Raw genomic sequence first — 20,539 nt, forward strand, 5'->3', positions numbered from 1 at the left:
GCTGTGACGTGGGAGGTCAGCCGTCGCAGCGCGGCGCGCACAGGCGCCTGGCCATCCCCTGGGCGAAGAAGTCGCGCACCTGGAGGATGTTCTTGGCGATGTACGCCTCGCCGCCGGTGGCCTTGGCGAGCGCGTCCATCTCGGCCTTGCCCTTGGGCGCGTCGGGGCCGAAGGCGATCAGCAGGATGCTCACCGGCCGCTTGGGGTCGTAGGTCTTCTTCAGGTAGTTCAGGACCTCGGCGTTGCTGATGCCGCCCTCGGGGTCGTCGTTGCCCGCTCCGTCGGTCAGGATCAGCACCGTGTTGATCTTGTCGTCGGAGTATTCCTCGGTCATCTGGGCGTAGGCGGCCTTCAGGGTGTCGTTCAGGCCGGTGTTGCCCGTCGGCTTGGCCTGGATGCTGCCGAGCTGGGTGGCGAAGGCGTCCTTGCGCAGCACGCCGTTGACCGACTCGCTCAGCGGGCCGACCGAGATCAGCTCGCGCCAGTCCTGCGTGCCCTGCAGGCGCGTGGAGAACGCCCACACGCCGATCTCCGAGTCGGCCTCGAACAGGCCCAGGCCCTCGCTGGCGATCTTGGTGACGGCCTGCATGCGGGTCATACCGGTGCCCGCGACCGGGTAGGCCATCGTGCCGGAGACGTCCAGCAGGGCCAGCATCCGGGTGCCCAGGCTCAGCCTGGACCACGACTGCGCCATCGAGGCGATGGTCTTGGCGTCCGGCTGCTTCAGCGCCTGCGGGGTCTTGGGGTCGAAGCCCTTGTCCTTGGTCAGGACGTCGCCCGCCTTGCCGTCGGGGCTGCGGAAGCCGTACTCGCGCAGGGTCTTCTGGGCCGGCTGCCCGGCCAGCTCGGCTTTGAAGGCGTCGGCGGCCTTGCGGATGTCGGGGCTCTTGGTGGTGATGACGATCGGGTAGTCGAGGCTGAGCGTGCCCTCTTCCGGATAGAGCGGGACGATGAGCGAGTCCGGCTTCTTCTGGTTGTGGGCGTAGATGGCCTGCTCGGGGGCCACGCCGACCGGCACCTTGCTGCCCGACTTCACCGCGAGGCTGGCCAGCAGCGCGTCGGGGCTGGGCACGACCTGGTCCGACAGCTCCTTGAGGGCGCCGACCATGGCCTTGTCGTCGAGCTCGGCCTCCTTGGCGGCGCCCGAGGCGGCCAGCAGCGCGCCGAGTCCCGCGGAGTTCTTCTTCGGGTCCAGGGCCAGCACGCGGACCTTGCGTCCGGGGCCGTCGGGGTTGGCGACGTTCGCGGCCGAGATCATCCCGGCCCAGCTCGGCTGCAGGCTGCCGGAGAGCTTGCCGGCCATCGACTTGGCCGCGGCCAGCACGATCGGGGTCCTCGCCACCGAGCCGGACGGCTCCGGCATGGCCGCGCCCGCCGTGGTGGCCCGTACCTCCGCGACCATCAGGCTGGAGTCGGCGATCCACACGTCGGGGGTCAGCTTGCCCGAGGCCATGTTGTTGGCCGCGCGGAACGGATTCTCCTTGGCGACCTTCACCTCGACGCACTTGCTGTCAATCGAGGGCAGCGACTTGTTGTAGCTGCCGGCGATCTTCTGCAGCGCGGGCTGGATGTCGGGGGCGGCCACGACGTTGAGCGGCAGCTTCCCGCCGGAGCAGTCGTGGTCGCGGTTGAAGATGACGAACGCGGCGACCCCCAGGAGCACCGCCAGCGCCACCGCACCTGCCAGCGGGACCAGCACCTTGCCCCGCCCGCTCGCGCGGCTGCGCCGGCGCGGGCCTGGATCATGGCCTCGATACCCGTCATCGAGTTCGTCTGTGCGATGTCGCCCCACGATGTCCTCTTCGGTGTGTCGAGACCTTTCGGAGATCCTGGCGGTAGATGCTCCTTTAATACTCCGGGAACGATACTCGGTGGGCTTAGTGCAACAAAACAGTTCTTTTGGTGTGGTGATTACCCGGCGTATCCGTCAGTGGCAGCATGCGTGACCGCGCCACGCACGCGCTCCTTCGCGTACGGCGACCGCCGCCAGCACCAGCGCCACGGCCGGATCCACCCACCACCAGCCCAGCGTGTTCAGCCAGAGCCCGAGCAGGACACCCGCGGCCATCGCCGCGCAGATGAGGTTCTGCGCCGCCTCGCCCGCCGTCGCGCCGGAGCCCAGCCGCCGGGCCAGCCGCCGCTTGGCCGCCGCCAGAACCGGCATCGCGACCAGGCTCACCGCCGTCACCGCGATGCCGAGGACGCTGGGGGCGGCCCGGTGCCCGGCGTCGAGGTCGTGGGCCACGTGGATCACGAGGTAGGGGGCCAGCACCCAGAAGCTCACCGCGATCGCCCGGCGCGCGGTGTTCTCCGCCGAGGACGACAAAGTGCGCGAGCCGGTGAAGCGCCACAGCACGATCAGGCTGGCGCCCGCCTCGACCAGGGCCGACAGGCCCCATCCGATCAGCGCCACCGAGTGCGCGGAGAGTCCGGCGGCCAGTCCGAGGGAGCTCTCCGCCGTCAGCCACGCCAGCGTGACCAGGCTCAGGAGGCGGGCCCTGCGCGCGTCGCGGAGCCAGTCGACTGACGCGGCCGGATGCGCATGAACCAGCTGGTCAGGCACCTTAACCCCCGAGATCCCACGTCCGGCCGCCGACAGCGATCCGTAACATACCCACTACTCAAGGTCACCTGTGGGGGTTTGCGCAAAGAAAGGGCAACATTCCCCGGGTAGGGTGGCCCGGTGCCGTTCACCCCCGCGCACGTGGCCGCCGTGCTGCCCATGATCGCGAGCGCCCGGCTGCGCGCCTGGCTGGACCCGTGGGCGCTGGCCATCGGGGCGATGGTGCCCGACCTGCCGATCTTCCTGCCCTTCCTGCCCGCCTACGCCGACTGGCACTCCTGGCAGGGCATCCTCACCATCGACCTGCTCTCCGTGATCGTGCTGCTCCTCCTGTTCCATCGGGTGTTCAGGGAGCCGCTCATCGCGTTGCTGCCTCCGGCGCTGAGCGGGCGGGCCGCGAGCCTGCGGCCCTCCTACCGGCCGCTGCCCATCGTGCTTGGTGCGCTCCTGGGGTCGGCCACGCACGTGTTCTGGGACTCCTTCACCCACTCCTACAGCGTCGACGTGTGGGGATGGACCTTCTTCGACGAGCGGGTGCTCGGCGTGACCACCGTCTTCCGCGTGCTGCAGTACCTGTCCTCGGCGATCGGGCTGGCGATCGTGGCGTGGTGGGCGGTGCGCGGGCTGTCCGGGATGGCGGCGGCCGCCGTACCGGACCGGCTGCACACCCCTCGCCCCGTACGGCGGGCCGTCCTGTGGGCCTGCGCGGCGGGCGTCGTGGCGGGCGCGGCGGGCTGGCCCTTCGTCGACCATCCCGACCACGGCAGCCTGGCCAGCCTGTTCACCAGGATGGGCGCGGGCACCCTGATCGGGCTGGGCCTCGTGCTCACCGTCTACTCGCTCGTCTGGCAGGTCAGGCGGCGTGGGGTGCGTACCATCTGAAGGTGCTTGAGTACGTGAACGACGCGGCCGACCCCCGGCTGGCCGACTACACCGGCCTGCGCGACGTCGGGTTGCGCAAGAGCCTGGAGGCCGAGCGCGGCCTGTTCCTGGCCGAGGGGGAGAAGGTGATCAGGCGGGCGGTCGCCGCCGGATACCCCGTGCGGTCGGTGCTGACCACGGAGCGGTGGCTGGAGCCGCTGGCGGACGTGCTCGGCGACGCGCTGGTCTACGTGGTGAGCGACGCGGTCATGTCGGGCATCGCGGGGTTCCAGGTCCACCGGGGCGCGCTGGCCTCCATGGAACGGCGGGCGCTGCCGGAGGTCGAGGAGGTGCTGGCCGGGGCCGCGCGCGTGGTGGTGCTGGAGGACCTGGTCGACCACTCCAACGTCGGCGCGATCTTCCGGTGCGCGGCGGCGCTCGGGGTGGACGCGGTCGTGCTGTCGCCCCGGTGCGCCGACCCGCTCTACCGGCGCTCGGTCAAGGTCTCGATGGGGTCGGTGTTCTCGATCCCCTACGCGCGGATGGACAACTGGTTCGACGGGCTGGCCAGGCTGCGCGAGCTGGGCTTCCGCACGCTGGCGCTGACGCCCGACCAGTCGGCGGTCGCGCTGGACGAGGTGAAGATGGGCGAGCGGGTGGCGCTGCTGCTCGGCTCCGAGGGCGACGGCCTGTCCTCGCGCTGGCTGCGCGAGGCCGACGAGGCGGTCCGCATCCCGATGAGCGCGCGGGCGATGGCCGCCGGGGTCGACTCGCTGAACGTGGTCGCGGCGGCGGCCATCGCCTGCCATGGGCTGATGCGGCGCGACGCCTAACCCGCGGTGATCTGCTCCTCGGCGTAGTCGAGCAGCTTCTCGGCCTGGGCGAAGCGGCGCTCGTTGGTGTCGCCGAGCAGGACGCCGACCACCTGCCTGCCGTTGCGCTCGGCGGCGAAGACCAGGCAGAACCCGGCCGCGCGGGTGTAGCCGGTCTTGACCCCGAGCACGCCGTCGGTGCGCTCCAGCAGCTTGTTGGTGTTGCGCCAGGTGTGGGCGCGGTGCGAGCGGGACTTGGCGACCTTGTGCACCTTGGCGGAAGCCACCTCGGTGAACACGGGGTTCTTCAGCGCGATCTGGGCCAGCTTGACCTGGTCGGCGGCGGTCGAGTAACCGCCGCGGGCGGGGGTGGGCAGGCCGTCGGCGTTGGTGTAGTGGGTGTCGGCCAGGCCGAGGGCCTTCGCGGTGTCGTTCATCTTGTCGACGAACGCCTTCTTGCCGGGGCCGTAGGCTCTGGCAAGCGCGTTGGAGGCGTCGGCGCCCGAGGGCAGCATGAGGCCGTAGAGCAGGTCACGCACCGTCACCCGCTCGCCCTTGCGCAGCGCGGCGGTGGTGGCGCCGTTGACGACGGCGTGCCGTACGTCGGCGGCGGTGATCGTGACGGTGTCGGTCAGCCTGGCCTCGCGCAGCACCACGTAGGCGGTCATCACCTTGACCAGGCTGGCCACCGGGACCCGCTTGGTCTGGCGCTTGCCGTAGTGGATCGTTCCCGCCGAGTCGACGACGTAGGCCTGCTTGGCGCCGACGTCGGGCTTGGCGGTCGCGTGCGCGGGCCCGCCCACCCCCACGAGTACGGCTACCGCCGCAGAAGCGAAGATTCCCCCAATACGCATGTCAGACATCATGGCAGGTGATCTAAGGTCCGTTTGCCGAACTTGACTCCATGACGGGAAAGCAACCGCTAGATGGGGGTAAATGATCGTTACATCGGGCAATCCGGGGGGTTCATCATGGCTGGGAAATTCATCATCTCCAAGGACAAGCGGGATGAATACCGCTTCAAGCTGGTCGCCGGCAACGGCCAGACCATCGCCGTCAGCGAGGGCTACACGACCAAGGCCGCCTGCGTGAACGGCATTGAGTCCGTGCGCAGGAACGCGGCGTCGGCCGAGATCGACGACCAGTCGCTCGCCGCCGTCTGAGCCACCGGGCCGTCAGGCGGCCAGGGCCGTGTCCTTGTCCGCCTTGCGGCGCCTGCGCCTGACCACCAGGAACACGATCACCGCCACCGCCACGACCGCCACGACCACGGCCGTCACCGGCGAATGGGTGGCGAGCTGGAACCAGCCCCAGATCACCCCGTACAGCGCGAACGACGTCACCGGCACCCAGGTCAGGCAGCCCAGCGCGCTGGCCACGACGTACCACGGGTAGGAGATGCGCAGCACGCCCGCGACCCACGGCAGCGTGTGGCGCAGCACGGGCACCCAGAAGCACCCGTAGACGGCCAGCGCCCCCCACTTCGCCACGACCTTCTCGACCCGGGCGATCTGCGCGCGCGGCAGCCGGCGGCCGATCCGGGACTCGTAGAGCTTCTCGCCGAGCTTGTGCCCGATCCAGTAGTACGCCTGGAAGGCGCCGAAGAGCGCGATCGCCCCCACGAGCACGATGACCCAGTACGGCAGGCCGAAGAACGACGCCTCCATGGGATCGGGGATGCCCGCAAGGTATCGCATGTCAGACACCACCCCACCCAACCGAATATAAGGCCAGGCTTACCTTATTTGATCCCCCGAGCCCCTGTCACCTCGCCCAGTCTTCCCCGATTGCAAGCGCGCGACAAGCAACCCTCAACCCCCCGCGCGTACACCTGAGGGTGAGAACGAAGGAGTGGTGACCATGAGCAAGGCAACCACAGCGGCGCTCACCGCCGGATCGGCCAACGCCGTCAAGCTGTTCGTCGCCGCCTTGGCCGCCACCGGCGCGTACGCGGGCGTCACCGCCTACGACGCGGCCAGGTCCGCCCCGCGCCAGGAGCAGACGATCACGCTGCAGGCCCGCGAGGTGCCCATCACCTCCCAGCCCGCCGCCGTCGTGCCCGGCGCCATCGCCGTCTCGGCCACGACCCGCGGCCAGGGCTGCGACCGCGCCTACCTGGCCAGGACCGTCGTGATCAACCCCGACCCCGCCCAGACCGTGCTCTACCGCTGGCAACTGTCGCGCTGGAGCCCGTACACCAAGAAGTGGAGCGTCTACCTGGTCGACCACGCCGGGTTCGGCGCCGCCCGGCGCACGGTCTCCTGGGAGGCCAGGGTCGCCGACAACCCCGGCTGGTACCGGATCGAGTTCACGATCCAGGGCCAGAAGACGATCAGGAGCGACCGCTTCCAAGTGAGTTGCTGACCGAGCGCCGCGCCGCCTCCACCCAGCGTGCCACGCCGACCCGCTCGGCCACCTCCAGCGCCTTGCGGTAGTGGTCGAGGGCGGCGTCGGGCTGGCCCAGCCGTACCGCTAGATCGCCCAGCGTCAGTGCCACCGGCCACAGCGCCACCACGCCCGTGCCCGCGCCGGCGATGCGGTCGGCGAACGGCTTGAGCTTGTCGTAGCAGTCGACCATCCGCTCGCGGTCGTCGAGCAGCATCCCGGCCAGGGCGCGCCAGGTCATCGCCAGCTCGTACAGGAAGTCGGGCCGCACCGGCGGACGCGTGGCGGCCACCGCCTTGGCGTCGGCGAGGTGCCCGGCCGAGGCCAGCGCCAGCGCGTAGGCGTCGAGCGTCCACTTGGCGCCGCGCTGGTGCTTGTCGCTCAGCAGCTCGACCGTCTCGGCCGCCCGGCCGTCGACCAGGTGCAGGCAGAACGTGGTGATCAGCGGCAGGTCCTGGCGGCCTTCGAGCATGCCGGCCCGCGCGGTCATCCTCGCCGCGTCGCGGTAGGCGCGCTCGGCGCCGGCGTAGTCACCGGCGATCATCAGCCGCTGGCCCGCGTACCAGGCGCAGACGGCGGCCGGGGCCGACAGGTCGTACTGCTTGGACAGCCGCTCCGCCGCCGCCGCGTGCTGGTCGGACACCGCGAACTCGCCGCGCGCCGCCGCGCACTCCAGCAGCACCAGGTGGGCCAGCGCCTGCGTGGCCATCTGGCCGGAACGCTGCGCCACCTCCAGCAGCTCGCGCCCGATGCTCTCGCGCGTGTCGACGGCGGGGATGTCGTAGGACTGGCGCAGCCGCCCGCTCAGCGCCGCCGCGATCAGCGCCGGATCGCCGCTCTGCCTGGCCAGCTCCAGCGCCTCCAGCGACGCCTGGCGGCCGCGCTCGGGCGAGGAGGAGCCCTCCAGCTCCAGCGCCAGCGTGGTGAGCAGGCTCGCGCGCAGCGTCTGCTCACCCTCGGGCAGCTCCATGAGCGCCTTCTCGGTGACGTCGACGATCTCCCACGCGGTGCGGGTGAAGTCGCGCGCCATGCCCTTGTGCGGCACCGCCAGCGACGCCGCCACCCGCGCGGTGATCTCCAGGTCCTGCAGCGGCAGCGCCAGGTCCATCGCCTGGCGGCGCAGCAGCCTGGCCGCGGTCATGTCGCCGCAGACCGCGAGGGCCTTGATCTGGCGCAGCATGAGCTGCAGGCGTTCCTTGGTGTCGCCGCCGGTGCGCTCGAAGGCCGCGATCGCCTGCTCCCACAGCCGCGCCGCCTCGCGGTGCGCGAAGCGCCGCTCGGCCTGCTCGGCCGCGAGCCCGGCGTAGTGGACCGCCTTCTCCGCGGCGTCGGCCAGGAAGTAGTGGTGGGCGAGCGCCGCGACGTCCGCGGGGTTGCGCTCCTCGATCTCCTTCGCGACGGCCGCGTGCAACCGGGTACGGCGCAGCCGCGAGGCGTCGGAGTAGATGGTGTCGCGCACCAGGTCGTGGTCGAAGCGCAGCATGCCGGGCCCCGGCTCGGTGACCAGACCGGCCAGCAGCGCCGCCTCGACCGCCTCGACCACCTGCTCCTCGGCGCCGGCCACGCCGATGAGCACGTCGATGTCCACGTCCCGGCCGATCACGGCGGCCTGCAGCAGGATCTGCTGCGCCTCGGCCGGCAGCCGCGAGATGCGCCGCCGCAGCACGTCCCGCACGCCCGACGGCACCCGCGACAGCACCGCGGTGGTCGTCGTCTCGCCGGCGGCCGCGGCCTCGGAGTCGAGCAGGCGCACGGTCTCGCGCACGAAGAACGGGTTGCCGCCGGTCCGCTCGACGATCGACTCGACCGCGTCCTCGTCGATGTCGCGTACGCAGGTGGCGCGCACCAGCTCCGCCACGGCCTTCGGGTCGAGCCCGGACAGCCCCACCCGGACCGGGCCGAGCCTGGCCAGCGCGGCCAGCACGTCGGACTGCCGGTCGTCCAGCTCGCTCTCCCTGCACGTGACCACGAGCATGACCCGGCTGGTGGCCAGCAGGCTCGGCAGCGCGCGCAGCAGCGCCAGCGTCTGGTCGTCGGCCCAGTGGAGGTCCTCCAGCGTGAGCAGCACGGGCGAGCGCCTGGCCACCCCGGCCAGGTAGCCGCCGACCGCGCGGTGCAGGCGGAAGCCGCCGGACAGCTCGTCGTCGTCGGGATCGGGGTCGGCGTCGTCGAGCAGGGGGGCCAGGAGCTGGGCGTACTCGCCCGCGCCGGTCACGCCGACCAGCGTGCGCAGGATCTCCACCCACGCCCAGCCGGGCGGGGTGGCGGTGGAGTCGGGGCAGGCGCCGGAGGCGGTGATCCAGCCGTCGGTGGTGAGCCTGCTCTCCAACTGGCTCAGCAGCGTGGTCTTGCCCGCGCCCGCGACGCCGGTGACGATCGCCACCTGGAAGCGGCCCGTGCGGGCGGCGGCCTGCGTCAGCCTGGTCAGCTCGGCGTCGCGGCCCACGAACGGCTCGGGCTCCAGCGGCGGCGGCTCCACGGGCGTGGCCGGACGCGGCGGCCAGGTGTCGTTGACCGGCGGCGAGGGCCGGGCGGGACGGGCCGGCGGGGCCAGTTCGAGACCCGGCTCCTGGGCGAGGATGTCGGACTCCAGCTTGCGCAGCGCCGGGCCGGGGTCGATGCCGAGCTCGTCGGCCAGGATGCCGCGGGCCCTGCGCAGCGCGGCCAGCGCGTCACCCTGCCGCCCGCTGCGATACAGGCCCAGCGACAGCAGCCGCCAGCCCTCCTCGCGCAGTGGGTGCTCGGTGGTCATCGCCTCCAGGTCGGGCACGGTCTCGGCGTTGAGCCCGAGGCGCAGCCCGGTGTCGGCGTGGCGCTCGCGCGCCACCAGCCGCAGCTCGGTCAGCCGGTTGACCTCGGCCTCCGCCCACGTCTGGTCGGCGAAGTCGGAGTACGGCGTGCCCCGCCACAGCCCGAGCGCCTTCTCCAGGAAGGTCCTGGCCGCCTGGGGGTCGTCGCCCTCCAGCCGCTCGCCGGCGCTGCGCACCAGTTGCTCGAAGCGCAGGGCGTCGACCTGGTCGGGCGCGACGCGCAGCGCGTACCCGGAGGCGACCGTCACCAGCAGCCGGTTGGGGCCCCCGCGCGGACGGCCGGGCTCCAGCACGCGGCGCAGACGCGAGATGTAGACCTGCAGGCCCGACTGCGCGCCCTTGGCGGCGTCGTCCGCCCACAGGTCGTAGAGCAGGGTGTCGACCGGCACGACCTGACCCCTGGCCACGAGCAATCGGGCGAGGACGGCCCGCTGCCGCAACCCGCCGAGGTCGAGTTCGTCGTTTTCGTACGCCTCGACTGGCCCCAGAACCCGGAACGCCACCATGTCAGCCGCCACGCTATGCGCGCTTCCGAATCACGCACAAGGTCTTTGAGGGGTTTGGAAGGGTCACTGCGGGGCCTTCATGCTCTCGTACGGGGGGTTGGCGGCGCCGTTGCGGCTGTTGCGCCTGCGCAGGAGCGCCCACGCGCCCAGAGCCAGGCCGCCGAACGGAATCTCGATAGTGTAAGTCCAGAAACCGAACAGCAGTGCGGTCGCGGTCGCCGGCGCCGTGGGGATGCCGAAGGAGACGAGCAACAGCACCACGCCGCCCTCCATGATCCCGGCGCCGCTCGGTGTGATCAGCGCCGCGGTGAGCACCCGCGACAGCGCGAAGACCGCGATCGACTGCGCCAGCCCCGGGTACGCCCCCGTGGCCTGCATGCAGACGACCATGATCCCCCACTGGAGCGCCAGGAAGGAGATCATCGCCAGCGACAGCCCCGGCCAGCGGGTCTTCACGATCCCGGCGGTGTCGGCGCGCAGCCGGTGGAACGACGGCGCCAGCTCCTTCTTGAACGGCCTGGCCAGCCCGTCGAGCACCTTGCCCAGCAGCGCCGCGGCCCGGTCCCAGTAGAGCGCCGCCGCCACCACGACCACGAGCACCAGGATCGAGATCGCGCCCGCCCAGCCCGCCCGCTCCACGGTCGTGTTGACCACCTCGCCCGCCATCAGCAGCGCGATGATGCCGACCGCGGGCAGGATGAAGCGGAACAGCGTGTTCCACACGCCGCTGACCAGCGTCATCACCACGATCGAGCGGTAGCCGAACCCCCAGCCCTTGCACATGGCGAACGTCAGCGCCACGCCCGCCGCGCCGCCGAACGGCAGCAGGTTGCTGACCGCGCTGCCCGCCGCGTTGAGCGTGAGCCCCTGCAGATTGCCGAGGCCGGGCAGCGAGTTGGTCAGCACGAACGTGTAGGCCAGCAGGCTCAGCAGCCACAGCCCCGCCATCAGCGCGATCGTGCCCGCGCCGAGCTGGGCGAACTCCGTGCCGATCTCCCGCCACGAGACCGGCTTGCCGGTCAGCGCCTGAACGATCTGCGGCAGATACACCACCAGCAGCACGGCCAGGGCCAGCGAGAGCACGGACAGAGTGACCTGCAGCCACTTGTTCTTCATCACACCTGCTCGAAGGGGTGGGTGAGCCGGGTGCCAGGGGGGACGTCCCTGCGGACGAACCACTCCGTTCCGAACACCAGGCGGTAGAGGGGGCCGGGGATCTTCAGCATCACCGCCAGAGTACGGTCGCTGTCGCCGCCGCTGGCCTGCGAGACGTGCGCCGCCATCGACGCCCGCTTCTGCTTCGTGTACTTCCTGACGTTCACCCGGTGGGTGATCTGGTCGCCCGCAGTGTAGGCGCTCTCGAACGTCCGGGGATCGAACTCCGGCGGAAACCGATACACCTTCCCCGCCAGCTTCAGCGCCTTGAGCAACGGGTCGCGGTTGACCGTCGCCTCCAGGACGATCTCCGTCTGCGCCATCTCCGCCGCGCGCCTGCCCACCCGGTGCACCTGGACGTGGTCGGGATGCCCGTACCCGCCGGCCGGGTCGTAGATCGCCAGCAGGTCGGCCTCCTCCTCCTTCAGGATGTCGGCCAGTTGCCTGGCGGCCTTGTCGGTGTCGGCGTCGATGAAGGCGTTGTCCGGCCGCTCCTCCGCGACGCCGCCCTTGGGGCTCAGCCCCGAGTCGCCGTAGCCCAGGCACTCCACCCGGGCGCAGCCCAGCAGCGCCGCCGAGGTGTAGAGCTCCTGGAGCCGCGTCTCGCCCAGTTCCTCGCCCGGATCCATCTCCGCCAGCCCGCGCTCGCCCGCCGTGGCCACCACCAGCACCACCCGGTGACCTTCGGCCGCGAGCATCGCCATCGTGCCCGCCGTCAGCAGGGCCTCGTCGTCGGGGTGGGCGTGGAAGAACACAGCTGTGCGTGGCTTTGTTGGCACAGGGCCCAGATTAGTCTGGGAGAGGTGCGGATCTTTCACGTGAGTGACTGTTACCTGCCGCGGCTCGGCGGTATCGAGGTCCAGGTTGCCGACCTCGTCAGCCGGCAGCGGGAGGCGGGCCACGAGGTCGAGGTGGCCACGGCCACCCGCGGCGAGCCACTCGACGGGGTGCGCAGGATCGTCGCCAGGATGCCCTTCGACCTGCCCGTCCATCCGCGCGGTGTGGGACATGTCACCCGCCTGCTCACCTCCTCCCGCCCCGACGTGGTGCACGTCCACACGGGGGCGGTCTCGCCGTTCGCCTGGATGGGGGTACGCGCGGCCGTGCGGGCGGGGCTGCCCGTGGTGGTGACCGTCCACAGCATGTGGGATCCGGGCACCCGGGCCGTCTACCGGCTGCTCCGCCTCCTGTACGAGTGGCACCGCTGGGGCCTGGTCGCCACGACGGTGAGCACCGCCGCGGCCGTGCCGATCCGGCGGGTGGCCGGCCGGGGAGTCCCGGTACACGTCGTCTCCAACGGCCTCGACCTGACCACCTGGCGCCCACCTTCTCTGAGCCCGGCTGACGGTTCGCTGTGCGGCGCGGGCGGTTCGGCAGGTCGTGACCTGGCGGAAGGCGCGGCGGAAGGCGGTTCGGCGGGCGGCGTGGGTGGGGTGCACGTGGCGGCCGTCGGGAGGCTGGCGCCGCGCAAGCACCCGGTGCGCCTGCTGAAGGCCCTGAACACGGCCAGGGCCAGGGTGCCCGCCACGATCCCGATGCGGGCCACCATCGTCGGCGACGGCCCGGCGCGCGGTTCCATGGAACGTTACCTCGCCCAGCACGGCATGACCGGCTGGGTCACGCTCCCCGGCAGGCAGAGCCGCGAGCAGATCGCTGGGCTGCTGGCCTCGGCGGACATGTTCGTGGCTCCGGCGCCGCTGGAGTCCTTCGGCATCGCCGCGCTGGAGGCGAGGGCGGCGGGCCTGCCGGTGGTCGCCCGCGAGCGCAGCGGGGTGGCCGACTTCGTCAGGCACGGCGAGGAGGGCCTGCTGGCCCGCAACGAACAGGACCTGGCCCGCTGCATCGCCCGCCTGACCATCGACACGAAGCTGCGCGAGTCGATCGCCGCCCACAACCGCACCACCGAACCGGCGGCCGGCTCCTGGAGATCGGTCCTGGAGGGTTTCGACCGCGCCTACAAACAGGCCATCGGCTGACCCCCACACCCCGGGACCGGCTCAGGCGAAGGCGCCGGGAGTTCCGGGGCGGTTACCACGGAGGGCGGTGAAACGGGGCCGTTGCGGTGGGGACCACGTCCGACGTGAGAAGCGATCCCCCGATCGGCGCGCGCCGACGTCGGCGGGTGGCGTGGGGGCGGCTTGCCGTAACGGAAAGTGCGCCCGCGACGCGGGACCGCCGCGACGGAGGGCGCGGTGCGGGACGGCCGCGACGGAGGGCGCGGTGCGGGACGGCCGCGACGGAAAGGCGTGCGGGCACCAGCACGTGGTAGGTCACGTCGGCGGGGGCAGGTGGGGGAGGGTGTAGGCGGGGGCGGCGAAGGGGCCGCCCTGGGGCGTGGTGGATGTGAAGAAGGCGTCCGCGTCCGGGATGCGGGCGGCGAAGGCTTCGGCGTTGTCCAGCGGGGTGTAGCCGAGGTCGGGCAGTTCCCAGAAGCGGCGGGCGTTGGCCGAGACCGCGTAGCCGGCCACGAACCCGGTGACCGGGGTGGTGAGGGCGGCGGCGAAGTAGCCGGCGCAGTCGCGGGGGCTGAGCCAGGTGGCCAGGTGGCGGGCGTCGACGGGCTCGGGTTCGAGGCTGCCGATGCGCAGGCTGATGACCTTGAGGCCGAACTTGTCGGCGTAGAGGTGCCCGAGCGCCTCCACCGCGGCTTTGGATACCCCGTACAGGCCGTCGGGGCGCGGCGGGAGGTCGGCGCTGAGCGTCCGGGTGGCGGGATAGTGGCCGGTGAGGCGGTTGCTGCCGGCCAGCACGACCCGCGGTACGCCGCCGAGCCGGGCGGCTTCGAGAACGTGGTGGGTGCCGAGCACGTTGGCCTGGAGCAGATCGGGCAGCGGCGCCTCGTCGGGAATGCCGGACAGGTGCACGACCACATCGGCGCCCCGGACCACGTCCAGAACGCCGCCGAGGCCGTCGAGCTCGGTGGTGACGACCTCCTCGTTGGCGGCACGAGCGTCCATGGGCACCCGGTCGACCAGCACCAGCCGCCCAGCCCGTTCGCGCAACGCCTCCCGCACCGCCGACCCGACCATCCCCGCGGCCCCGGTCAGCACAATCCTTCCCAGCTTCATGGCATGACACTGTGCAGCACGCCACCGACAGAACCGGCACACCGCACCGGAAAGCACCGGATCTCCCGGTCGACGGAGGCCGGTGAAACGGGGCCGTTGCGGTGGGGGCCACGTCCGACGTGAGAAGCGATCCCCCCGATCTGCGCGCCGACGTCGGCGGGTGGCGTTGGGGCGGCCTGCCGTAACGGGAAGATCGTCCCCCGACGCCGGCGGAAAGGTCATCGGCGGAGGACGACGACACCGTCGCGGTCGAAGACGCGCGCATAGCCCTGGGAGACGAGGGCGTCGACCTGGGCGCGTTGGTCGTCGGCGGAGCCGAAGGGGAACTCCCAGCGGGACGTGTCCGCGACCACCCAGGGCGCGTTGTGCGGCTTGCCCGTCCACACCAGCACCGTCGTACGCCCCGTCAGCGCCGGCCCGAAGCTGTTGGCGGCCTCGACCACCACCCCGTCCGGGATCATCGCCACCGCCTCCCGGGCCGCCGCGATCTTGACCGGGTCCCCCTTGTAGAAGTCCGGATGGTAGAGCTGGTCGAGCGCGAAGCGGGGCACCAGCGTGACCGCCACCACCAGCACCGCAGCCGACCACACCAGCGCGAGGTCCTTACGCCCCAGCCACCGCTGCAACCGGGCAAGACCATCCACGCCCGCGCAGAACAGGATGATCACCGTGAACGCGCTGTACTGGAAGTCGGCCTGCCACCACAGCTCCCGGTCCGACAGCATCCGTTCCAGCACGTGCGGCAGCGCGACCAGCGACAGCGGCGACAGCAGGCACAGCAGCAATGTCGGCCACACCAGCAGGAACAGCGTGTCCACCTTGGCCTCGGCGCTGAAGGGCAGCAGCAGTGTCCCGAGCGGGTCGCGCAGGATGCCGAGCAGCGCGCCCGGCAGGTCGGGCCCGAGGTGGTTGTAGGCCCAGAAGTCGGAGGTGTCGCCGCCGAGCATGGGGATGATCGCGCCCCTGGTCAGCATGACTGCGGCCGCGCCGATGACCGCGCAGCAGATGCCGCGGAAGCGGTCGCCGGTGACGAGGAGGTAGAGGCCGAACCCGATCACCATCAGCCCCATGTCCTCCTTGACCAGGAGGAGTCCGAACATCGCGAGGAACGCCGGTAGATATCGCTTCGCGTGGTAGCGCTCGATCATGATCGCGGTCAGCACCGGGACGAACATGACCTCGTGGGCGTCGAACGCGATCGCCTGCGCGACGGGCCACGACAGCGCGTACGCGACGGAGACCAGATAGGCGGCCCCGATCCCGAGCACCCGCCGGGTGTAGAGCCACAGGAACGGGATCGCCGCGGCGAACAGCAGCGCCTGCGCCACGATCAGCGAGCCGGGCCCGTCGTGGATCCAGTAGAACGGCGCGAGCAGCGCGTAGATCGGCGAGAAGTGGTCGACGATCTGGAGGTAGTCCATGCCCCGGTCGTGCCAGCCCCCCACGACGGGGATGTACGGCGGGCGGAACCGCGCGTAGTTGCGTACCGCCTGGTCCACGATGACCAGGTCGAACGTGCTGGCCCTGAACGTGGCCAGCTTCACCAGCCCGATGACCGAGTACGCCGCCGCGGCCACCAGGGCGAGCAGCCCGATCCGGTAGCGGTGGCGTGGAAGCCGGCGGCCGGGTTTCGTCACGGTTTCCGCCGTCATGGTCTCCGCCGTCACGGGCAGCAAGAGTAGTGCGTGCGCGGCACGGCCGCCGCGCCGCGCTGCCCCCCACAGGCGGTGCGGCGGCCGTGGGTCCGTTAGCTGCAGGCGTTCATGATCTTGGTCTGCGCGCTCTGGATCTTGCTCATGGAGCCGGCCGCAGCGGCCGGGTCCTTCATGCCCTCGAAGAGAGCGGCCATGTCGTTGAGGCCGCTGGCGAGCTCACCGTCGTACTTGCCGGCCAGTGTCTTGATCTTGCCGGCCGCGTCGGTCCCGGCTGCCTCGAGCTTGCTCAGGTCGCCGCCGGCGCCGGTCATGGCCGTGCTGAACTCCTGGCTGATCTTGTTGAGCTCGGTGCTCATCGTGGCGCAGTCTACGGCCTGGCCCATGCCGCCACAGGCGGCGGTGAGCCCGGCAAGAGCCAGCGTCGCGATCGTCATGGCGATGCGACGGTGGGAGGAAGTCATTGTTGTGCCCTTCGTAGGTGTGGAGACGAAGGGACATTATGGACCATTCCTTGAATCCTGCTTGCACGTTGCCAACATCACCCATGACGGTCCTGGGTAGTCCAAGGTCATGAGCACTGGTCAGGTAGAACAACATTCGCTGAAGCGGGTCATCGGCCGTCGCGTCCTGCTGCTGTTCGTCGTCGGCGACATTCTCGGCGCGGGCATCTACGCCCTGGTCGGAAAGGTCGCCGGGCATGTCGGCGGGGCGCTGTGGCTGCCGTTTCTGGTGGCTTTCGTCCTCGCCGCGCTGACCGCCACGGCATATGCCGAACTGGTCGGTAAATACCCGCAAGCGGCCGGAGCGGCGTTGTATGTGAACAAAGCGTTCGGCATCCCCTTCGTCACCTTCATCGTGGCGTTCACCGTCATGATGAGCGGCATCACCTCCGCGAGCGCCGCGGCCAGGGCGTTCGGCGGTCGCTACCTGGCCGAGTTCGTGACGCTTCCGGTGCTGATCGGGGCGTTCATCTTCCTCGGCATCGTGGCGCTGGTGAACTTCGCCGGAATTTCGGAGTCCGTCAAGGTGAACGTGGCCCTGACCATCATCGAGGCGTTCGGCTTGCTGGTGATCGTGGCCATCGGCATCTTCGCGCTGTTCACCGGCGAGGGCGAGCCAGCCAGGGCGATCGAGTTCCATCCCGCCAACGGCGCCTTCCTCGGCGTGCTCGGCGGCACCGCGCTGGCCTTCTACGCCCTGCTCGGCTTCGAGGACTCGGTCAACCTCGCCGAGGAGGCCAAGAACCCGCAGAAGGACTTCCCCCGCGCCCTGTTCGGCGGCCTGATCGTGGCCGCGGTGATCTACATGGCGGTGGCGTTCACGGCGACCATGCTGGTCGACACCAAGACGCTGATGGCGTCCTCGGGCCCGCTGCTGGAGGTGGTGAAGGTCGCGGGGCTGGCCTTCCCGCCGAAGCTGTTCGCGCTGATCGCGCTGCTCGCCGTCGGCAACACCGCGCTGATCAACATGCTGATGGCCTCCAGGCTCGTGTACGGCATGGCCCGCCAGCGCATCATCCCCCCGTTCTTCGGCACCGTTCACCCGACCAGGTCCACCCCGTGGATCGCCATCGTGTTCACGATCGGCGTCGCCGCGGTCCTGGTCTCGACGGGCGACGTGGCGCCGCTGGCCGACACCACCGTGCTGCTGTTGCTGCTGGTGTTCGCGCTGGTCAACATCTGCGTGCTGGTCCTGCGCAAGGAGGACGTCGGCCACGACCACTACCGGGCGCCGACCTGGGCGCCGGTGCTCGGCGCGGTGGTCTGCCTGTTCCTGGCGCTGCCCTTGACCGGCAGGACCGCCGACATCTACGTGCGCGCGGGGATCCTCGTCGCGCTGGGGGCGCTCCTGTGGTTCGTCAACTGGATCTTCGTGGGCCGGGTCAACCAGGTCGACCCGACCAAGATCACTCCGGAGGACTGAATCCCTGACGCGTGGGCGGGCCGTACAACAGGTGCGGCTGTCCACGCGATGGAGGGATGATGACCGCCATACCGATGTCCACCGGCCTGACCGGGACGCTCAACGGTCCACGTCACCGGACCGCGCTGAACGTGTTCCTGTTCGTCGTGCTGGCGCACTGGGCCGAGCACATCGTGCAGGCGATGCAGATCTGGGTGCTGGGCATGCCGGTCCCGGAGGCCAGGGGAGTGCTGGGACAGTTCTTCCCCTGGCTGGTCACCTCCGAGGCGCTGCACTACGGCTACGCGCTGATCATGCTCGTCGCGCTCTGGGTGCTGCGCAAGGGGTTCACCGGGCGGGCCCGCCTGTGGTGGAACATCGCCCTCGGCATCCAGATCTGGCACCACGTCGAGCACCTGCTGCTGCTCATCCAGGCGCAGTCGGGCTGGTTCCTGGCGGGCCGGCCGGTGCAGACGAGCGTGGCGCAGTTGCTCTTCCCGCGCGTCGAACTGCACCTGTTCTACAACACGGTGGTCTTCGTCCCGATGGTGATCGCGATGATCCTCCACGCCCGGCCGAACAAGGAGGAGCGGGCGCGGATGTCCTGCTCGTGCGCGCGGGCGTGAACAGCCGTTTCACCGTCGTCGTGGCGACGGTGACCGCCGCGCTGCTGCTGGCGCTGGCCGTCCCCAACCTCGGCCCGGTCGTGCGCGCCGCGCGGGCCGAGGGGACCTGGGGCACGTTCACGGCGGGCCGCCTGTCGTGCGTGACGCACCCGGGCGGCCACGAGGCCTGCGCATGGTACGGGCGCTTCGCCACCGCGACCGGCGCGCGCGAGGTCTCCCTGTACGGCAGCGCCCGCGACACCCTCACCCCCGGCCAGGAACTCAGGGCCGTGGACGTGGGCCGCCCCGCGCAGGTCTACACCGAGGGCGGCTCCAACGAGTGGATCCTGACCTTCGCGCTGGTCCTGATCGGCCTCGGCCTGCTCTACCCGCTGCTCTCCCGCCTGCGCCGCCGCCGGGGGTCGCCGGCCGCCTATTGACAGGCTCGCGAACCCGACCCGACGATGTCGCATATAGAGCAACTCGTCGCGTAATACGCAACAAGCGGGTGAACATGTCGAGTCTGGTCTCCACCCTTCCCGGCCGCTCCTACACCGACCCCGAGATCTTCCGCGAGGAACAGGAGAAGATCTTCGAAGACCTCTGGTTCTGCGCGGTCAGGACCGACGAACTCCCGCGCCCCGGGTCCTTCAAGACCGTCGGGATCGGCCGGGAGAGCGTGATCGTGGTGCGCGGCCGCGACGGCCTGTTACGCGCCTTCCTCAACGTCTGCCGCCACCGGGGCGCGCGACTGTGCGCCGAGCCGGAAGGCGAGGTCAAGCGGACCATCCGCTGCGTCTACCACGCCTGGTCCTACGACCTCGACGGCCGCCTCGCCGCCGCGCCCAACCTGGTCAAGATGCCCGACATCGACCGCGTGGAGTACGGCCTCATCCCCGTCCACCTGCGCGAATGGCTCGGCTACGCCTGGCTCTGTCTGGCCGCCGACCCGCCCTCCTTCGAGGAGAACGTCACCGGCGCCGCCACCGAACGCCTCGGCGACCCCGCCGCGATCGAGCACTACCACGTGGACAAGCTGGCACTCGGGCGCCGGATCGTCTACGACGTACGGGCCAACTGGAAGCTCATCGTCGAGAACTTCATGGAGTGCTACCACTGCGCCACCATCCACCCGGAACTGACCGCGGTGCTGCCCGAGTTCGCCGGCGGCTACGCGGCCCAGTACTACGTCGGCCACGGCGCCGAGTTCGCCGAGCGGGTGGAGGGGTTCACCGTCGACGGCAGGGCGGGCTTCGGCAAGCTGCCCGACGTCTCGGCCGAGCAGGACCGGCGCTACTACGCGATCACCGTCAAGCCGCAGGTCTTCATCAACCTGGTGCCGGACCACGTGATCATGCACAGGATGTTCCCGCTGGCCGTGGACCGCACGATCGTGGAGTGCGACTGGCTCTACCACCCCGACGTGGTGGCCTCGGGCGCCGACCTCACGCACTCGGTCGAGTTGTTCCACCGGGTCAACGAGCAGGACTTCGACGCCTGCGAGCGGACCCAGCCCGGCATGTCCTCACGCGCCTACCGCGCCGGCGGCGTGCTGGTGCCCAGCGAGCACCACATCTCCGCCTTCCATCAGTGGGTGAACCAGCGCTTGCGGGGATAGCGCACGCGCAGCGCGCCGTACTTGCTCGCGCCGCTCACCTTGATGTGCGGTACGCCGGGGCGCGGCCTGCTGGGCACGTTGGTGACCGTCGAACCCCACTGGTTGGCGAAGGCGTCGACGTTGGCCGAGGCGCCGGGCGGCAGGATCAGGCCGGCGGAGCCGTATGTGAGGTCGAGCACGACGTCCACCACGGGATGCGAGATGACCGCCTCGGAGAAGTCGAGTTCGACGCTGCCGTACTTGGACGTGACGCGCAGGTGGCGCGGCACGTCCCAGTCGCCGGAGCGCTTCACGTGGCCGTTCTTCGTCTCCAGGTGGACGCTCTCCTCGGCGGCCTGCGTCGCGGGCAGATCGGACACGACCGCGAGCAGGTCGCCGTAGGTCCGCCCGGAGAAGACGAGGCTGAGGCGTTCGTCGAGCTCGGCGGGGGTGAGGCGGCCCTCGGCGAAGGCGTGTTGTAGTTGCTGGGCGGTGCGATCCCGATCCTCGTCGGCGACGCGCAGGTGCAATTCCGACATGGTTCGAGCATAGGTTCGCGGTCCTCAGAACGGGAGCTTCCTTCCCGAGGGCGTGCGCAGATCGAGGGGAAGCGGCCGGCG

Annotated in this window: 20 protein-coding genes; 9 read left to right on the forward strand and 11 right to left on the reverse strand. The window is 70.7% G+C overall.

The genetic code is table 11. The features are described from left to right. Nucleotides 1–16: 16 nt before the first annotated feature. Nucleotides 17–1,792 (reverse strand): substrate-binding and VWA domain-containing protein, encoded by a 1,776-nt coding sequence (locus ACIBEJ_RS32805; RefSeq protein WP_397186756.1) that lies wholly within the window; start codon nucleotides 1,790–1,792, stop codon nucleotides 17–19. Between the two features lie 135 nt (nucleotides 1,793–1,927). Further along, complete coding sequence (locus ACIBEJ_RS32810; protein ID WP_397186757.1) at nucleotides 1,928–2,563, reverse strand: cation transporter; 636 nt, start codon at nucleotides 2,561–2,563, stop codon at nucleotides 1,928–1,930. Nucleotides 2,564–2,683: 120 nt separating this feature from the next. Between ACIBEJ_RS32810 and ACIBEJ_RS32815 the strand changes: the two genes are divergently transcribed. Together ACIBEJ_RS32815 and ACIBEJ_RS32820 are read left to right on the forward strand one after the other, a co-directional pair. Continuing rightward, nucleotides 2,684–3,445: a DUF4184 family protein gene (locus ACIBEJ_RS32815; RefSeq protein ID WP_397186758.1), complete on the forward strand. Its 762-nt coding sequence runs from the start codon at nucleotides 2,684–2,686 to the stop codon at nucleotides 3,443–3,445. Further along, nucleotides 3,442–4,257 (forward strand): TrmH family RNA methyltransferase, encoded by an 816-nt coding sequence (locus ACIBEJ_RS32820; protein ID WP_397187431.1) that lies wholly within the window; start codon nucleotides 3,442–3,444, stop codon nucleotides 4,255–4,257. The genes ACIBEJ_RS32815 and ACIBEJ_RS32820 overlap by 4 nt, the downstream gene beginning before the upstream one ends. On the opposite strand, the gene ACIBEJ_RS32825 is transcribed toward ACIBEJ_RS32820, so the two are convergent. Beyond that, the gene (locus ACIBEJ_RS32825; protein WP_397186759.1) at nucleotides 4,254–5,090 is read right to left on the reverse strand and encodes a D-alanyl-D-alanine carboxypeptidase family protein; all 837 of its coding nucleotides are present in this window, start codon (nucleotides 5,088–5,090) and stop codon (nucleotides 4,254–4,256) included. The two genes, ACIBEJ_RS32820 and ACIBEJ_RS32825, sit on opposite strands and share 4 nt — an antisense overlap. A 117-nt stretch (nucleotides 5,091–5,207) precedes the next feature. Here ACIBEJ_RS32825 and ACIBEJ_RS32830 point away from each other — a divergent pair, with 117 nt between their 5' ends. After that, nucleotides 5,208–5,399 carry a YegP family protein gene (locus ACIBEJ_RS32830; RefSeq protein ID WP_397186760.1) on the forward strand — a complete coding sequence of 64 codons (192 nt, stop codon included), beginning with the start codon at nucleotides 5,208–5,210 and terminating at the stop codon, nucleotides 5,397–5,399. A 12-nt stretch (nucleotides 5,400–5,411) separates the two neighbouring features. Here ACIBEJ_RS32830 and ACIBEJ_RS32835 read toward each other — a convergent pair whose 3' ends face one another. Then, nucleotides 5,412–5,933 carry a DedA family protein gene (locus tag ACIBEJ_RS32835; RefSeq protein WP_397186761.1) on the reverse strand — a complete coding sequence of 174 codons (522 nt, stop codon included), beginning with the start codon at nucleotides 5,931–5,933 and terminating at the stop codon, nucleotides 5,412–5,414. Between the two features lie 163 nt (nucleotides 5,934–6,096). Here ACIBEJ_RS32835 and ACIBEJ_RS32840 point away from each other — a divergent pair, with 163 nt between their 5' ends. Beyond that, a complete protein-coding gene (locus ACIBEJ_RS32840) occupies nucleotides 6,097–6,600 on the forward strand; it encodes a hypothetical protein (protein WP_397186762.1) in 504 nt (167 codons plus the stop codon). Here the strand turns inward: ACIBEJ_RS32840 and ACIBEJ_RS32845 are convergent. From ACIBEJ_RS32845 to ACIBEJ_RS32855, 3 genes are all read right to left on the reverse strand, one after another. Beyond that, on the reverse strand, nucleotides 6,569–9,937 hold the full coding sequence (locus ACIBEJ_RS32845) for a BTAD domain-containing putative transcriptional regulator (RefSeq protein WP_397186763.1): 3,369 nt from the start codon (nucleotides 9,935–9,937) through the stop codon (nucleotides 6,569–6,571). The two genes, ACIBEJ_RS32840 and ACIBEJ_RS32845, sit on opposite strands and share 32 nt — an antisense overlap. Before the next feature lie 63 nt (nucleotides 9,938–10,000). Beyond that, entirely contained in the window at nucleotides 10,001–11,053 is a 1,053-nt protein-coding gene (locus tag ACIBEJ_RS32850; protein WP_397186764.1) for a YbhN family protein, read from the reverse strand. Next, entirely contained in the window at nucleotides 11,053–11,871 is an 819-nt protein-coding gene (locus ACIBEJ_RS32855; protein WP_397186765.1) for a PIG-L deacetylase family protein, read from the reverse strand. The genes ACIBEJ_RS32850 and ACIBEJ_RS32855 overlap by 1 nt, the downstream gene beginning before the upstream one ends. A 39-nt stretch (nucleotides 11,872–11,910) precedes the next feature. On the opposite strand from ACIBEJ_RS32855, the gene ACIBEJ_RS32860 reads away from it, so the two are divergent. Then, nucleotides 11,911–13,068, forward strand: a complete 1,158-nt coding sequence (locus tag ACIBEJ_RS32860) for a glycosyltransferase family 4 protein (protein ID WP_397186766.1) — start codon at nucleotides 11,911–11,913, stop codon at nucleotides 13,066–13,068. 294 nt (nucleotides 13,069–13,362) lie between these two features. Here the strand turns inward: ACIBEJ_RS32860 and ACIBEJ_RS32865 are convergent, their stop codons facing one another. The 3 genes from ACIBEJ_RS32865 to ACIBEJ_RS32875 all read right to left on the reverse strand — a co-directional run bounded on the left by ACIBEJ_RS32865 (nucleotide 13,363) and on the right by ACIBEJ_RS32875 (nucleotide 16,249). Next, nucleotides 13,363–14,160, reverse strand: coding sequence for an NAD-dependent epimerase/dehydratase family protein (locus ACIBEJ_RS32865; protein WP_397186767.1), 798 nt, complete (start codon nucleotides 14,158–14,160; stop codon nucleotides 13,363–13,365). 218 nt (nucleotides 14,161–14,378) lie between these two features. Next, nucleotides 14,379–15,827 (reverse strand): DUF2079 domain-containing protein, encoded by a 1,449-nt coding sequence (locus ACIBEJ_RS32870; RefSeq protein WP_397186768.1) that lies wholly within the window; start codon nucleotides 15,825–15,827, stop codon nucleotides 14,379–14,381. An 80-nt stretch (nucleotides 15,828–15,907) separates the two neighbouring features. After that, nucleotides 15,908–16,249 (reverse strand): hypothetical protein, encoded by a 342-nt coding sequence (locus ACIBEJ_RS32875; protein ID WP_397186769.1) that lies wholly within the window; start codon nucleotides 16,247–16,249, stop codon nucleotides 15,908–15,910. 136 nt (nucleotides 16,250–16,385) lie between these two features. On the opposite strand from ACIBEJ_RS32875, the gene ACIBEJ_RS32880 reads away from it, so the two are divergent. The 4 genes from ACIBEJ_RS32880 to ACIBEJ_RS32895 all read left to right on the forward strand — a co-directional run bounded on the left by ACIBEJ_RS32880 (nucleotide 16,386) and on the right by ACIBEJ_RS32895 (nucleotide 19,940). Next, nucleotides 16,386–17,738: an APC family permease gene (locus tag ACIBEJ_RS32880; protein ID WP_397186770.1), complete on the forward strand. Its 1,353-nt coding sequence runs from the start codon at nucleotides 16,386–16,388 to the stop codon at nucleotides 17,736–17,738. A 56-nt stretch (nucleotides 17,739–17,794) separates the two neighbouring features. Next, nucleotides 17,795–18,343 carry a hypothetical protein gene (locus tag ACIBEJ_RS32885; RefSeq protein ID WP_397186771.1) on the forward strand — a complete coding sequence of 183 codons (549 nt, stop codon included), beginning with the start codon at nucleotides 17,795–17,797 and terminating at the stop codon, nucleotides 18,341–18,343. Continuing rightward, nucleotides 18,328–18,762: a hypothetical protein gene (locus tag ACIBEJ_RS32890; RefSeq protein WP_397186772.1), complete on the forward strand. Its 435-nt coding sequence runs from the start codon at nucleotides 18,328–18,330 to the stop codon at nucleotides 18,760–18,762. Before ACIBEJ_RS32885 ends, ACIBEJ_RS32890 begins: the two co-directional genes overlap by 16 nt. Before the next feature lie 74 nt (nucleotides 18,763–18,836). Beyond that, complete coding sequence (locus ACIBEJ_RS32895) at nucleotides 18,837–19,940, forward strand: aromatic ring-hydroxylating dioxygenase subunit alpha (protein ID WP_397186773.1); 1,104 nt, start codon at nucleotides 18,837–18,839, stop codon at nucleotides 19,938–19,940. Here the strand turns inward: ACIBEJ_RS32895 and ACIBEJ_RS32900 are convergent. Further along, a complete protein-coding gene (locus tag ACIBEJ_RS32900) occupies nucleotides 19,910–20,458 on the reverse strand; it encodes a DUF1707 domain-containing protein (RefSeq protein ID WP_397186774.1) in 549 nt (182 codons plus the stop codon). The genes ACIBEJ_RS32895 and ACIBEJ_RS32900 overlap by 31 nt on opposite strands. Nucleotides 20,459–20,539: the final 81 nt, after the last annotated feature.

This window comes from Nonomuraea sp. NPDC050790 (assembly GCF_044456745.1).
Lineage (GTDB): Bacteria > Actinomycetota > Actinomycetes > Streptosporangiales > Streptosporangiaceae > Nonomuraea.

Excerpts from the sequence above, each read along its gene's own strand:
- ACIBEJ_RS32825 (WP_397186759.1), bottom strand. The coding sequence starts at position 5,090 with ATGCGTATTGGGGGAATCTTCGCTTCTGCGGCGGTAGCCGTACTCGTG.
- ACIBEJ_RS32830 (WP_397186760.1), top strand. The coding sequence starts at position 5,208 with ATGGCTGGGAAATTCATCATCTCCAAGGACAAGCGGGATGAATACCGC.
- ACIBEJ_RS32835 (WP_397186761.1), bottom strand. The coding sequence starts at position 5,933 with ATGCGATACCTTGCGGGCATCCCCGATCCCATGGAGGCGTCGTTCTTC.
- ACIBEJ_RS32840 (WP_397186762.1), top strand. The coding sequence starts at position 6,097 with ATGAGCAAGGCAACCACAGCGGCGCTCACCGCCGGATCGGCCAACGCC.
- ACIBEJ_RS32845 (WP_397186763.1), bottom strand. The coding sequence starts at position 9,937 with ATGGTGGCGTTCCGGGTTCTGGGGCCAGTCGAGGCGTACGAAAACGAC.
- ACIBEJ_RS32850 (WP_397186764.1), bottom strand. The coding sequence starts at position 11,053 with ATGAAGAACAAGTGGCTGCAGGTCACTCTGTCCGTGCTCTCGCTGGCC.
- ACIBEJ_RS32865 (WP_397186767.1), bottom strand. The coding sequence starts at position 14,160 with ATGAAGCTGGGAAGGATTGTGCTGACCGGGGCCGCGGGGATGGTCGGG.
- ACIBEJ_RS32875 (WP_397186769.1), bottom strand. The coding sequence starts at position 16,249 with ATGACGATCGCGACGCTGGCTCTTGCCGGGCTCACCGCCGCCTGTGGC.
- ACIBEJ_RS32880 (WP_397186770.1), top strand. The coding sequence starts at position 16,386 with ATGAGCACTGGTCAGGTAGAACAACATTCGCTGAAGCGGGTCATCGGC.
- ACIBEJ_RS32885 (WP_397186771.1), top strand. The coding sequence starts at position 17,795 with ATGATGACCGCCATACCGATGTCCACCGGCCTGACCGGGACGCTCAAC.
- ACIBEJ_RS32895 (WP_397186773.1), top strand. The coding sequence starts at position 18,837 with ATGTCGAGTCTGGTCTCCACCCTTCCCGGCCGCTCCTACACCGACCCC.
- ACIBEJ_RS32900 (WP_397186774.1), bottom strand. The coding sequence starts at position 20,458 with ATGTCGGAATTGCACCTGCGCGTCGCCGACGAGGATCGGGATCGCACC.